General features: G+C 75.4%; 12 protein-coding genes. 5 read left to right on the plus strand and 7 right to left on the minus strand.

Going from position 1 to position 13,400, the window contains the following annotated elements; translation table 11 throughout:
- The first annotated feature begins 114 nt into the window (after positions 1-114).
- Positions 115-1,692, plus strand: a complete 1,578-nt coding sequence (locus CFW40_RS16805) for a protein kinase (RefSeq protein WP_176956485.1) — start codon at positions 115-117, stop codon at positions 1,690-1,692.
- On the opposite strand, the gene CFW40_RS16810 is transcribed toward CFW40_RS16805, so the two are convergent.
- From CFW40_RS16810 to CFW40_RS16820, 3 genes are all read right to left on the minus strand, one after another.
- A complete protein-coding gene (locus CFW40_RS16810; protein ID WP_088798665.1) occupies positions 1,641-2,990 on the minus strand; it encodes a glycosyltransferase 87 family protein in 1,350 nt (449 codons plus the stop codon). The two genes, CFW40_RS16805 and CFW40_RS16810, sit on opposite strands and share 52 nt — an antisense overlap.
- Positions 2,987-3,733 carry a trans-aconitate 2-methyltransferase gene (locus CFW40_RS16815; protein ID WP_088798666.1) on the minus strand — a complete coding sequence of 249 codons (747 nt, stop codon included), beginning with the start codon at positions 3,731-3,733 and terminating at the stop codon, positions 2,987-2,989. Before CFW40_RS16815 ends, CFW40_RS16810 begins: the two co-directional genes overlap by 4 nt.
- Before the next feature lie 69 nt (positions 3,734-3,802).
- Positions 3,803-4,921, minus strand: coding sequence for a glycosyltransferase family 4 protein (locus CFW40_RS16820; RefSeq protein ID WP_088798667.1), 1,119 nt, complete (start codon positions 4,919-4,921; stop codon positions 3,803-3,805).
- 59 nt (positions 4,922-4,980) lie between these two features.
- Between CFW40_RS16820 and CFW40_RS16825 the strand changes: the two genes are divergently transcribed.
- Positions 4,981-5,820 (plus strand): PIG-L deacetylase family protein, encoded by an 840-nt coding sequence (locus tag CFW40_RS16825; protein ID WP_256331435.1) that lies wholly within the window; start codon positions 4,981-4,983, stop codon positions 5,818-5,820.
- Positions 5,817-6,851 (plus strand): lysylphosphatidylglycerol synthase domain-containing protein, encoded by a 1,035-nt coding sequence (locus tag CFW40_RS16830; RefSeq protein ID WP_088798669.1) that lies wholly within the window; start codon positions 5,817-5,819, stop codon positions 6,849-6,851. The genes CFW40_RS16825 and CFW40_RS16830 overlap by 4 nt, the downstream gene beginning before the upstream one ends.
- On the opposite strand, the gene mptB is transcribed toward CFW40_RS16830, so the two are convergent.
- From mptB to CFW40_RS16850, 4 genes are all read right to left on the minus strand, one after another.
- Positions 6,784-8,241 (minus strand): polyprenol phosphomannose-dependent alpha 1,6 mannosyltransferase MptB, encoded by a 1,458-nt coding sequence (gene mptB, locus CFW40_RS36670; RefSeq protein ID WP_143034559.1) that lies wholly within the window; start codon positions 8,239-8,241, stop codon positions 6,784-6,786. The two genes, CFW40_RS16830 and mptB, sit on opposite strands and share 68 nt — an antisense overlap.
- Before the next feature lie 131 nt (positions 8,242-8,372).
- Complete coding sequence (locus tag CFW40_RS16840; protein WP_256331434.1) at positions 8,373-9,923, minus strand: alpha/beta hydrolase; 1,551 nt, start codon at positions 9,921-9,923, stop codon at positions 8,373-8,375.
- 138 nt (positions 9,924-10,061) lie between these two features.
- Entirely contained in the window at positions 10,062-10,802 is a 741-nt protein-coding gene (locus tag CFW40_RS16845) for a PP2C family serine/threonine-protein phosphatase (protein ID WP_088798672.1), read from the minus strand.
- Between the two features lie 167 nt (positions 10,803-10,969).
- Positions 10,970-12,148 (minus strand): site-2 protease family protein, encoded by a 1,179-nt coding sequence (locus CFW40_RS16850; RefSeq protein WP_088798673.1) that lies wholly within the window; start codon positions 12,146-12,148, stop codon positions 10,970-10,972.
- A 197-nt stretch (positions 12,149-12,345) separates the two neighbouring features.
- Between CFW40_RS16850 and CFW40_RS16855 the strand changes: the two genes are divergently transcribed.
- Positions 12,346-12,633 carry a hypothetical protein gene (locus tag CFW40_RS16855; protein ID WP_088798674.1) on the plus strand — a complete coding sequence of 96 codons (288 nt, stop codon included), beginning with the start codon at positions 12,346-12,348 and terminating at the stop codon, positions 12,631-12,633.
- A gap of 207 nt (positions 12,634-12,840) precedes the next feature.
- Positions 12,841-13,239 (plus strand): hypothetical protein, encoded by a 399-nt coding sequence (locus CFW40_RS16860; RefSeq protein WP_088798675.1) that lies wholly within the window; start codon positions 12,841-12,843, stop codon positions 13,237-13,239.
- The last annotated feature ends 161 nt before the right edge of the window (positions 13,240-13,400 follow it).

Consider the following 13,400-nt stretch of genomic DNA (forward strand, 5'->3'; position numbering starts at 1 on the left):
CGGACCGGCAGCGCCGTGCCCGGATCCGGAGAACGCCGCCCTCACGGCTGCCCGATCGCTCGGGCTATGGTGCTCCCGCAATCTGTTCGGCCGGGCGAAGGAGACGATCTCGCGGTGTCCGATCGGGGACGGCTCGTAGCCGACCGGTACCGGCTCGTGGAACGGGTGGGCCGCGGCGGCATGGGCACGGTATGGCGGGCCGAGGACGAATTGCTCGGCCGGCAGGTCGCCGTGAAGAAGCTGTTCGTCCCGCCGCATCTGGACGACGCCGAGATCCGGACGCTCCACGAGCGCACCCGCCGGGAGGCCCGCAGCGCCGCCCGGATCACCCACCCCCACGTGATCGTGGTGCACGACGTCGTCGACGACGAGGGTCTGCCGTGCATCGTCATGGAGTACGTCCCCTCGGACACCCTGGGCGACCTCGTCAAGCGGCACGGTGCGCTGGCGCCGGACCAGGCTGCCCGGATCGGCTGCGGTATGGCCGGCGCGCTGCGTGCCGCGCACGGCGCCGGGGTGCTGCACCGGGACGTCAAGCCCGCCAATGTGCTGCTCGGGAAGGACGGGCGCATCGTCCTCACCGACTTCGGGATCGCCGTGCAGTCCGGAACGCCCTCGCTGACCAGGACCGGCGAGCTGGTCGGGTCGGTCCAGTACCTGGCGCCGGAACGCCTCCGGAGCACGATCGCCGAGCCGGGGCCCGCCAGCGATCTGTGGTCCCTCGGCGCGACGCTGTACCAGGCGGTCGAGGGCCGGCCGCCGTTCCTCCGGGACACCGCGATCGAGACGGCGTACGCCATCGCCGCCGAGGAGTACGACGCCCCGCGCAACGCCGGGGACCTGGCGCCCGTGATCGAGAGCCTGCTGCGGAAGGACCCCGGGCAGCGCATGGGCGCCCATGAGGCCGAACGCCTCCTGGGCGAGGCCGCCGGAGCCACCACCGTCTCGGGGCAGCGCCCCCTGGGCGACACCTCCGGAACGCGTGCCGCCCTCGACGCGCCGCCCACCCGGCCGCAGCCCACCGTGGCCACCGCGAACCCGGCGCAGGCCGGGACAGGCCCTGCGCCAGGAGGCAACCGCAAGCGCCGTGCGGTGCTGCGGTTCACGGTGGGCGCGGCGGTCGCCGCCTCCGTGACCGGCGGGGTCCTGCTGTGGCCGTGGGGCGGTGCCGACGCGTCGGGCAGCCGTCCTTCCGGCGCCGCCTCCGCCGGCCGCCCGTCGCGCCCCAGCCCTTCCCCGCTTCCCCCGCTCCCCGCCGGATACCACCTCAAGAAGGAGGGCCAGGGCTTCTCGCTGCCCGTACGGGACGGCTGGAAGCGCGAGGATCCGCCCGGTGGCGAAGTCGCCTATGTGGACCCGTCCGGGCTGGTGGGACTGCGGATCAACATCGTCGGGTTCGCGGGGTCCGATCCGCTGCGGCACTGGAGGCAGACCGAAGAGGCCCAGACCCGTCGGGACAACCCGGGCTACGAGCGGGTGCGGATGGACCCCACGAGCTTCCGCGGACGGCCCGCGGGGTACTGGGAGTTCACCTTCGACGGCCGGAAACGGAAGTACCGGGCGGTGGAGCTGGCGTTCAGCGGCGCCGACGACACCCAGTACGTGATCTACCTTTCCGCGCCGGATGCTCAGTGGAACACCTACCGGCCGGTCTTCGACACCGCGGTCAAGGGAATCCGTCTCGACGGATAGGACGTCCAGGGCGTAGAGCGGGAGACGCCCCCGGTGACCGGCAGCAGCAGCGCGACGAGGGTGAGGGCGGCGCAGGCGGGATAGCCCCAGCCGAGCGCGGCGAGGTACCACGGGCGGCCGAAGTGCCAGATGTCCGGCTGGGCCAGTGCCAGCCAGTGGATGAGGAATCCGGCGAGGGCGAGGCACCAGGCGGTCAGGGCCGCGGTGTGGGCCCGGGTCCGGTGCGGCGCGTGCGTCAGCCACAGGACGGCCGCTACGGCCCACACCCAGTGATGGCACCACGAGATGGGGCTGATCAGCAGGCCGAGGAGCTGGACGGCGAGCAGCGCGCCGAGGGGATCAGAGCGGCGAGCGGCGCGCACCACGGCCGTCAGCGCCAGCAGGGCCGCCGGGACGGCGCAGGCCCACCAGGGGGCGGACCAGCCGGCATCGTGGCCGAGCGTGCGGGACAGCGCCCCGCGCACCGACTGGTTGAGCACCGAGCCGACCGGGCCGACCCGTGCGGCGTCGCCGACCGCGTGCAGCCAGAAGCCGGCCGCTGACCGGGGCGCCGCCCACCACCCGGCCGCGACGGTGGCGGCGGCCACCGCGGCCGACCAGCACGCCGCCGACCAGCGCCGGTGCACCAGGAAGTAGAGGCCGGTGACGGCCGGTACCAGCTTCACCCCGGCGGCGAGCCCCACGCCGAGCCCGGCCGCTGCCGCCGAGCGCCGCTCGACCGCGTACGCGACGCCCGCCGCCAGCAGCAGGTTGACCTGCCCGAGCGCGAGGGTGACGGCGACCGGCTCGGTCCACAACAGGGCGGCGCTCCACAGCAGTACCCGACGGCGGTGCCGCCCGGGATCCGCGGCCGGATCGGCCATCCGCAGGCAGCAGTGGACCAGGACGCAGAGCGCCAGGATCGAGGCCGCGGTCCAGGCGGCGCTCACCAGCGGCCACGGCGGCCAGGAGAGCGGGAGGAAGAGCAGCGCGGCGAAGGGCGGATAGGTGAACGGCAGCGGGAACAGGTCGGGGCCGGGCAGCTCCAGACGGAAGGCGTACAGATCGCCGCCGAGGAGGTGCGGGGCCGCGGTCCGGTAGACCCGCAGATCCACCATGCCGACGCGCAGACAGGCCGGGATCCACACCAGCAGCAGCATCGCCGTGGCGGCGAGGAGCAGCACGGTGCCGGGACGGCGGGCCAGGACGCGGCGCGCCGCCTCGCTACGCCGTGGGCCCGGCCGCGTGCCCGGCGGGCCGCCGCCGGAAGGGCCGCCGTCCGGAGACCCGGCCGCCGGTACCTGCCCCGTGGGGCTCACTCTCCCCGGCCCTGCTTCGCAGCGGGGCCCGGGGCCCTCAGTTCCCCGGGCCGGGCCGCGGCCGCGCCCGGGGCCTCGTAGATGCTGACGGCGAACGGGCGGAAGGAATCCGGCTCCACCTGCTCGACCACGCAGCGGAACCCGGCGGCGGCCTCGAAGTACGCACAGAACCTGCGGGACTCCGGCCAGGGGTGCACCAGGACCAGCAGGCCACCGGGTGCCACGGCCCGTGTCAGATGGGCGCAGGCCCGCCGCAGATGCCGGTGCCGGCCCAGGTAGTACAGCAGCTCGGCACAGAAGACGAGGTCGAAGCGGTCCTCCGGTGGCGCGGCGAGGATGTTCAGCCGGACGAACCGGGGAGGCCGCACGGGCCCGGGGCTCTGCCCGCCCCCGGGAGCGGGGGCGGCGCGGCCGGCCGCGGAGGCGCGGGCCCGGGCGAGCGCCCGCTCCGAGATGTCCACACCGGTGATCTCCGCCTGCGGAAACGCCGCCGCGAGGCGGTGGGTGAAGGCTCCCTCGCTGCACCCGACGTCCAGGATCCGCCGGTAGGGGCGCCGGGGGAGCTGCCGCAGGGTCGTCGCGTACTTGAACTGCTCGTAGTCGTCCACGGCCAGGCCCCACGGGTCCGGCCGGCGGTGCCACCAGTCGAAGTACCAGTGCAGGACCCGTCCCTGGCCGCGGAGGCCGAGGAGGGAGAGCGCGGCGAAGAGGGCGCGGTGCGCGCGGTCGAGGAGGCGGTGCATGTGAACCTTCCGGCCGTTGCGGTGGCCACGCTTCCGGAGGCCGCCGGACGTATGCGGGATGACGGGGCGTCAGCGGGTGACGTCGTCGTAGGCGTGGGCGAACGCTGCGGTGACCACGGGCCAGGTGCAGTGCACCGGCTCGGTCTCCCAGTTGTGGGCGGCCAGGGTGCGCCGCGCCCCCGGGGTACGGGCGAGCCACAGCACCTCGTCGGCCAGCGCGAAGGCCGAGTGGCCGCACAGCGCCCCCTCGCGGTTGTGCCGTACGAAGTCGGCGACGCCGGTGTGCGCCCGGGCCAGCACCGGCAGGCCGCTGGTGCGCGCCTCCAGGGCCGCGATCCCGAAGGACTCCCGGCGGGAGGGGTTGACGAACAGATCGGCCCCGGCCAGCAGTTCCCGCACCTCCCCGGGCTGCAGGCGGCCCGCGAGGCGGATCCAGCTGTCCATCCCGTTGCGGCGCAGATAGCGCTGTATCGGCCCCGCGCTGGGCCCGGCGCCGGCGAACGTGGCGCGCAGGGCGGTGCCCCGCCGGGACATCCGCGCATGGGCGGAGTGCAGCGCCGCCAGCAGCTCCATCGGCTCCTTACGCGGCACGAGCCGGCCGACGGCGACGACGTGCACCCGGCCGTCCTGGCGCTCGACCGCGGCTCCCGGGCTGCGCCACCACGCCGCGTCGATGCCGTTGGGGATGACCCGGGGGGTGACGTCCGGAAGGGCCTGCCGGATCAGCCGGGCGGCCGACCTGCTCACGGTCGTCACGGCCACCGGAGCGGTGGGGCCGTGCCCGGTCCGGCTCAGCAGCCGGTACAGCGCGCGCACCACCGGGTCCCACATGCTGTGGACGGTGGCCACGGCGGGGATGCCCCGGCGCCGGGCGCAGGCCAGCGCGGCCCAGGCGAACGGCGAGGCCGCGCCCAGGTGCACATGCACCACCCGCGGGTGACGCGCCGTCAACAGGCGGTCGATGGCGTGTCCCGCTCTGGGGTGAACGGGCAGCCGGCCGGGCAGCCGCGCGCTGATCCTGTGCACGGGGTACGGCCACGAGGCCGTCTGTGCCCCCGGCCCGGCGGGCGTCGCGGTGACGACCTCGGCGGCCTGGCCCGCCCGGTGCTGCGCAGCGGCCAGCGCGGCGACCTGGATTTCGATACCTCCGGTCCGCGGCGCAAAGCAGTCTGAAATGTGAAGGATCATGGCTGCACTTCCGAAATGGGGCGTGAAGTCCCCCAGTATGGGGTGGTAAAGCATGGTTCGTGAGACATACGTGCTTGTTCTTTCATGCGCATCCGGACGACGAGGCGCTGCTGACCGCCGGCACCATGGCGCGCCTGGCCGGTGAAGGACACCGTGTGGTGCTGGTGCTGGCCACGGCCGGCGAGCGCGGCCTGGCACCGACGTCCTTGCGGGACCGCGGCCTGGGCGAGGTCCGCCGCGAGGAGGCGCACGCCTCCGCCCGCATCCTGGGCTGCTCCCGGGTCGCCTTCCTCGGCTACGCCGACTCCGGGCACGCCCCCGGCCCGGCCCCGGCCTGCGGCGGCGCCCAGCCGTTCGCCTCGGCCGAGGTCGAGGAGGCGGCCGGCCGGCTGGCCGCGCTGCTCACCGAGGAGCGCGCCGACCTGCTGACGGTCTACGACCCGGCCGGCGGCTACGGGCACCCGGATCACGTCCAGGTCCACCGGGTCGGCTACCGCGCCGCCCGCCTGGCGGGCACCCCGGTGGTGCTGGAGGCCACCGTCGACCGCACCCTCCTGCTGCGCGGGCTGCGCGCCGCCTCCTGGGTCCACCGCTTCCCGCCGGAGTTCGACCGGGCCTCCTTCCGGCAGGCCTACGGCGCACGCTCCGAGATCACCCACCGGGTACCGGTCAAACGGCACTGGCGGGCCAAGCGCGCCAGCATGGCCGCGCACCTCAGCCAGGCCCGGGGCGGCGACTCCGAACGCACCCTGGCCGCGCTGGGCCGCCTGCCCGGACCGGCCTTCCGCCAGGTGCTGGGGACCGAGTGGTTCATCCAGCGCGGGCTGCCCGCGGGCCCCGTCCTGCGCGATCCGCTGGCCACCCTGCCGGGCGCCGCGGCGACGGCGCCCGGCCGATGACACCGCTCGCCGCGCGGCTGCCGAAGTCCGCCCTGCGGCTGCTGGGCCTGCTCTCCTCCACCGCGGGCCTCGTCCTGCTGGCCCTGGCCGTGCCGAGGGCGGCGGGCACGGACTGGGCCGCCGTACGGGCCCACCTCGGGCACGTCAGCGGCCCGCAGGTGGCGCTGCTGTGCGCCCTGGCGGGTGCCACGCTGTGGAGCTACACCTACGTACTCGGCGCCGCGCTCCCCGGACTGACGCCGCGTCAGGCGCTGCTGGTGCACTGCACCGGCAGCGCCGTCAGCAATCTGCTGCCGCTCGGCGGCGGTGCGGGCGTCGCGGTCACCTACGCCATGACGCGCCGCTGGGGGCATCCGCCGCACGCCGTGGCCGTGTGCGTCGCGCTCACCGGGGCGTGCAACGTGGCCGCGCGGCTGGTCCTGTCGGCGGTGGGCGCACTGCTGCTGGTGGGAACCCCCGTGCCCGGCATCGGCTGGGCGGCGGCCGCGGGCGGGGTGGTCCTCGCCCTGCCGGTGGCACTGGCGGCCGGGTGGCCGGTGCTGCGCCGCTGCCGCCGGGCACCCGCCGCCCGGCTGCGGGCGGCGCCGGCCGGAGCGCTGCGCCACCTCGCCCGGCGCGCCCGGCAGCTCGCGGTGCGGCTGCGCGACGAGAGCCGGGACGTCGTCCGCCGTTCCTGGGCGCGGCTGGTATGCGGCATGGCCGCCACCCTCGCGGCGCAGGGCGCGCTGTTCCTGGCCTGTCTGCAGGCGGCGGGCTCCCGTACGGGAGCGGCCGAGGCGCTGGCGGTGTTCGCGGCCAGCCGGCTGCTGACCCAGATCGCCCTCACCCCCGGCGGCATCGGCGTCACCGAGTGCGCCGCCGCCGTCGCGCTGGTCGCCCTCGGCGGGGACCCCGCGGCGGTGGCCTCGGCCATGCTGCTGTTCGCCACCTTCACGCATCTGCTGGAGATTCCGCTCGGCGCGCTCACCGGCGCGTGGTGGCTGCTGCGCGAGGGACGACGGCGTCCGGAACCGGCACCGGCCGCCCCTTAGACGCCCACCGCAGCACCGCCGCCAGGGCCACCGCTCCCCCGACGACGGCCGCCGCCCCGCTCGCCCAGGTCGGCCCCTGCCCCGAGGGCATCACCACCAGCGTCAGCCCCACCACCGCCGCCCGGGCGCCGCGCCCCGCCAGCCGCCGCCAGGACACCGCCGCCAGCGGCACCACCGCCCACAGCGCGTACCACGGCTGCGCCACCGGAGCGGCCGCCACCAGCACCAGCAGCGCCGCCCCCGTCGCCCGCTCGGCGCCGGCCCGCGGGGCGCACCGCACCCAGTACCCCACCGCCCCCAGACCCACCAGCATCCCGGCCAGCCGCGCGGCCGTCATCGCACCGGCCGCGGTGCCCCACCCCAGCCCCCGCGCGGCCCACCCCAGCAGATGGCCCGCATCCGTGCTCAGGGACAGCAGGGTGTGGACCTCGGCGGGCGTACGGAGGGTCCACAGCCACCCCCACCCCTGGCCGCACCCGGCCACCCCCGCCACCAGGGCGGTCGCGGCCACCGCGGCGATCCCCGCCGTCCGCCGCACCCGCCGCCACCCGCCGTCGCAGCCCGCCACGCTCACCGCCGCCGCGCACAGCAGGGCCACCACGGCGGGAGCCTTCACCAGCACCGCCGCGGTCAGTACGACGGTCCCCACGCCCCAGCGCCCCCGGCGGAACGCCAGCAGCCCGGCCGCCATCAGCCCCAGCATCAGCGCTTCGTTGTGCGCCCCGCCGACCAGGTGCAGCAGCACCAGCGGGTTGAGCGCGCCGGCCCACAGCGCCCCGGCCGCACCGGAGCCCGCCGCCTGTGCCAGCCGTCGCAGGGCCCACACCAGGAGGGCCAGCCCCGCCACCGCCAGCAGCCGCAGCCCCAGGGCCGCGGCCACCACATGCTGCTCGCCGGTGACCGCCACCACGGCCCGCGCCGCGGCGACGGCCAGCGGCCCGTACGGGGCCGGGGCGTCGTGCCACATCCCGGGGACGTTCGCCGCCAGCGGCCCGCCCAGCGCCGCCGGGCCCAGTGCGTACACATCGCGTCCGCGGCCCGCCAGCGCGCCCTGGGCGAGGTAGCTGTAGGCGTCGCTGCTGCCCAGCAACGGGCCCGGCACCAGCGGCAGCACCCAGCACCACAGCGCCCTGCGCAGCGGCCGCCACCCGCCGGCCGTGCCGTCCGCGACCCGCCGCCCCAGCCGCCACCACGCGGCGAGCAGCAGCACCAGCCCGGCGTACGACACGGCGACACCCACGCACTGCAGCGGCACGCCGGGCCGCCCCCACACCCCGTCAGGAACGCCCCGCGGCAGCGCCCCGGACCCCCATCCGCCGACGCCCAGCAGCACGGACCCCAGCGTGCCCAGGAGCACTTCTGCCCGGACGGTGCTCCCTGCCGCGCTCATCCGGCCAACCTAGACGCGGCACCGCCCCGCACGGCGCACGCCGGCAGCCATGTCGCCCGTCCGCGCCAGGAGATGTCTCTCCGGGGCTTCCCGGGGGTGTCTCCGCGAGGGCCCGCCGCCCCGGCACCGGCTCAGTCGGCGCAGTACGCGTCCCGCTCCGGCCGCCGCCCCGTCGTCAGGAAGGCGGTGACCGCCCGGTCCCCGCAGGCGGTGCCGTTGCCCAGGTAGGCCTCGTGGCCGCCGTGGTCCAGGGTGACCAGACGGGCCCGGTCACCGAGGGCCTGACGCAACTTCAGGGCACCGGCGTACGGGCTGTAGGGGTCCCGGCGGTTCTGGAGCATCAGGATGTTGGACGGGCCGTCGGCGGTGATCCGCGTGGGCTTCTGTACCGGCGCGTCCTTCCAGAAGGCGCAGGGCGTGATGTTCGCCGGCATCCCGGCCGTGAGCGGGTGCCGGGCGCGGTCGACGGCCGCGGCGCGCCGGTATGCGGCGACCGACGCCGGCCAGCGCACGTCGTTGCAGACGGTGGCCGTCATCGCCGCGGCCTGCTCGTCCGGCAGCGGCCCGGCGAGGGCATCGGGCAGCACCGGCCGGGCGCCCGGGTCCTGGGCCTGCCGGACGAGCCGCGCGAACGAGGGGAAGCGGTCATCGCTCTGCAGGGCGCTGTGCAGCGCCTGGCGCAGCAGGTTGCCGGTCAGCCGGACGCCCTTCGTGCCGGACTCCTTCGGCGTCCGGTCCAGCTTCGCCGCCAGCCCGAGGAACAACGGCCGGACGTCCTGGGGGCGTTCGGCCAGCCGCAGCCCCTCGTCCTCCCGGGCGGGGTCGGCCGCCCAGGCCGCGAAGTCGGGGAACCGGTCGTCCGCGCCCACGGCCATGTTCGCCAGCCAGCCCCGCCCCACCCGGGCCGGGTCGGGGTCGTCATTGCTGTCCAGCACCCAGCGGTCGGTGTGCTGCGGGTACTTCTGCGCGTACACCGCCCCGACGTAGGTCCCGTACGAGGCGGCCCAGGCCGACAGTTTCTCCTCGCCCAGAGCCCGGCGGAGGCGGTCGATGTCGCGCACCTCGTTCCCGGTGGACATGCTGCGCAGCACGGCACCGCCGTGCCGGGCGCACGCCTCGGCGACCCGCCGGGACCGGGCGGTGTTCTCCGTGATGCCGCCGTCCGGCGCGGGCCAGGACCGCAGGGTGACCAGCTGCCGGTCGTCGGCGTCGAGTCCGCAGCCCGCCTTCGTACTGCCGCCCGTCCCCCGCGGATCGAAGCTGACGAGGTCGTAGGCCCCGGCCATCTCCTTCCCCAGCGCCTTCCCCTTCGCCACCAGCCGCGCCACCCCGGATCCGCCGGGACCGCCGGGGATCACCAGCAGCGTGCCCCGGCGGGCCGCGGGCCGGTCGCTGCGCACCCGGGACACGGCGAGGGTGAGCTGCGGCCCGTCCGGGTCGCGGTAGTCGAGCGGTACGGGCAGCTCGGCACACTCCTGTCCGGGAAGGCCGGGCCCGGCGCACGGCCCCCAGGCGAGGGCGGGCCCCGAGGCACCGGGGGCGCGGACCGCGGCGCCGGGGACCTGGGCGCGGGCCGCCGGGGAGAGCGCGCCCAGGGTGCCGGCGACGGCCGCGGCGGAGAGCGTGAGCACAAGGGTGCGGCGGGCGTGGGCCGTCAGGTGGGCCGTCCGGTGAGTCGTCATGGGGGAACTGTTGTTGAGCGGCGGCCCGCCGCCCATCCGGCTGCCGGGAGAACCGTGCTGGGGTTATCCGGAGAGGCGGTCCCCGCCGTACCTCCCTCGGCCGGGTCCCGCCGTACGCCCCTCGGCCGGGGCCCCGCCTCACTCCCCGACGGTGATCAGCGCCAGCGTGATGTTGTCGGGCCCGCCCGCCTCGATGGCGGCCTTCCACAGCTCGAAGACGGCCCGGCCGCCGGAGTGGAGCCGCAGCAGACCGCCGACGTCCTCCTCCGGGACGGGATCGGTCAGCCCGTCGCTGCACACCAGGTAGCGGTCACCCACGGACAGCGGCGCGGTCGTGAGGTGCGGGACGACGGCGCCGAACTCCCGGGCGCCGCCGAGCGCCTGGGTGAGGAGCGAGGTGGTGCGCCGCCCCGGCCACAGCGGTGGGCTGTCGTCCACGCTCACCTGGCGCAGGCCGTCGCCGGCCGCCGCGAAGACCCGGCTGTCACCGACGTTGAAGACCAGTACGGACTTCTCCCGGACGACCGCGCCGGCGACCGTGGTGCCCATGGTGGTCAGCTCCGGGTCCCGCTCGGCCGCCGCGTACACCGCACGGTTGCAGAGGTCCAGGGCCTCCCGCACCGCCTCCTCGCCCTCCAGCGAAGGGCCCAGCGCGGCCAGCTCCCGGACGACCAGTGCGCTGGCCACCTCCCCGCCCGGCTGTCCGCCGATCCCGTCGGCGACCGCGACGACCAGCGGGGTGCCGAGCGGGAACACCAGCGTCTGCGGGTTCTCGGTCACCGTGCCGCAGAGCGTCCAGGGGCCGGCCACCAGGCTGTCCTCGTTGTGCTCGCGGATCAGCCCGGTGTGGCTCAGGGCGGTCACGGTGAGGTAGGGCATGGGCCGGCTCCGGTGCTCCGGTGCTCCGCTGCGGCGGGCCGTCCTCCCCCGTGGCCTGCCGTACGTCCATTGTGGCCACCCGGCACCCTCGGGCGCCCGTTGGGGACCTCGACGGCGGGCGGGGCCGTCCGGTCAGCCCGGCCTGTCGCCGCTGTGTCAGTCGTTGGTCAGCCCGTCTGTCCGCCCGTCTGTCCGCCCGTCTGTCCGCCGTTCTGTCCGCCCGTCCGCCTGCCGCTCAGGGTCGTGCGCTGCATCATCCGGGCGATGTCCTTCCCGGTGACGATCCCCACCAGGTGCCCGGCGTCCACGACGAGGAGGCGCGCCCCGGTACGCAGGCTGATCTTGTCGAGCGCGTCACCGAGCAGATCGTCCGGAGCGGCGACCGCGCACTGGGACAGCGGGGTCGCCGCCTCGCGTACCCGCACCGTCTCCCGGCTCGGTCCCGGCACCGCCGCGAGCCGGCGGATCTGCACGATGCCGCTGGGGCGGCCGTCGAAGTCGAGCAGCGGCAGCGCGGAGTGGCGGGAGTGCACGACCACCTCGTCGATGAAGCGCTGAACGGTCAGCCAGTCGGCGCCGGTCGCCACCGGGCTGGTCATGGCCTCGGCGACCCGTACCCCGCGCAGCGCGGTGTGCAGGGCGGCACGGCGCCGCTCCGCCCCGGCCACGACCATGACGAAGAGGCCGATGAAGACGATCCACAGCCCGCCCGGTGCGCCGCGCAGCACGGAGATCCAGCCGGCGGCCACCAGCAGCACCCCCATGATCTGGCCGCCCCGGGACGCCGCCAGATCCGCCCGGTCCCGGTCCCCGGTGCGCCACCACAGCACCGCCTGCACCACCCGCCCGCCGTCCAGCGGCACCGCGGGCAGCAGGTTGAACACGCCCAGGAAGAGGTTCGCCCAGCCCAGCCACGCCAGGACGACGGAGGGCACCGCCCAGCCGGACAGCCCGTGCAGCCCGAACCCGGCCCCGAGCGCGATGCCGCCGATGACCAGGCTGGTGAGCGGCCCGCTGACGGCCACCGCGAAGGCCGCGCGGGCGGACTGCGGCCGCCCCATCCGGGTCGTACCGCCCAGCGCCCACAGCGTCACGTCCTGGACGGAGATCTTCTTCCGCAGCGCGGTCGCCGCATGGGCCGTCTCGTGCAGCAGCAGGCTGCCCATGAGCAGCACGGCCCCGATGACACCGGCCAGGGCGTAGACGGCATCCGAGCGGCCCGGCGTCCAGACGGGAAGGCCTTGGTGGCCGAGTCCGTACGCGAACAGGCCCACCAGCAGCGGCACGCTCCAGTGCATGCGCAGCGGCACCCCGACCACCTGTCCGACACGGACCGAGCCGTTCATCGTCGTCTCCTGCCGGCCCGGCGCCCGCTCCCCGGGAGCAGGCCGTGACGACCCGCACTCCGTGAACCGGCCGATCCGGCGCCCACCCCCATTGTCGCGCGCACCACCCGCGCGGGAGGTGCGCGCGAGGCACGAAAGGACTGCCGGTCGCGGGGGTGGCACGCTGGTGGTACGGACCGATTCGCCGGAGGTGCGTCATGGGACACCGCCACCACTTCCACCTGGACCAGGGTGATCACTCGATCACCGTGAATGTCGGGCCCGGCCGGACCGGGGAGATCGAGCTGCTGGTCGACGGCAAGGTGGTCGCGTACCGGAAGGAACACCGCGCCGGTACGAACGTGCTGACCGGCGAACTCCCCGAAGAGCCCGCCCACCCCTTCCGGGTCCTGCTGCGCCAGCCGCACCTGGTCCCCTCCATGCCCCGCTGCACCCTGGAGCTGGACGGTGTGGAGCAGCCCATGCCGGAGCGGCTGGTGCTGTAGGAGGCCGTGGGCGCGTCCGTCGCCGGCATGCCCGCGCACACGTCTTCACCTCCCCGGAAACGCTCGCGAATTGTTGGGCCACCCGGCTGATTGTGGCCGACGAGCGTTTTGCTCTCCGCGGGTTGAACGAGGCTGCGGGACGGCAACGGCAGCACGATACGTCTGCATCAGAAGGACGAATCGGCGAGGAGCGACGTGAGAAGAATCGTGCAGGCGGGAAGTATCGTCGGGGCGTGCGGGCTGGTGCTGTTCGGCAGCGGGATGGCCCGTGCGCAGACCGTTCCGGGTGAGTCCCTGCTCTCGGCCGTGGCAGGCGCCGATCTCGGCACCGTGACCGGCATGGTCTCCGGGGTGGTCTGCAACAACCGCCTCGCGGACTTCAACTACAAGTCCCCGGTGTTCAAGTCCCCGCACCCCTGCATCAACGGGCCGGTACACAGCGGCAACAGCCTCAACAGCGGCAACTTCCTCAACCACGGCAACCCCAACAACAGCGGCAATATCGCCAACACCAACGGGTCCACCAACAGCGCGAACTCCGCCACCGGAGCCTCGGCGGGCAGCAGCAACAACATCCAGCGCATCCTCGGAGGCTTCCTGCACTGAGCGGGCCCTCACTGAGCGAGCGAGCCATGACCTCCTGAGGACGACCGCGGCCACGGCCCGCGCACCTCCACCGATCGCCCGGCGGACCGTCCGCCGGGCGATCGTCATGTCCGGGCACGGCGGCCCGGGAAGGGAACGCCGCCGCACCCGCCTCCGTACCC

Origin of the sequence: Streptomyces sp. 2114.4 (assembly GCF_900187385.1) — a bacterium.
GTDB lineage: Bacteria > Actinomycetota > Actinomycetes > Streptomycetales > Streptomycetaceae > Streptomyces > Streptomyces mooreae.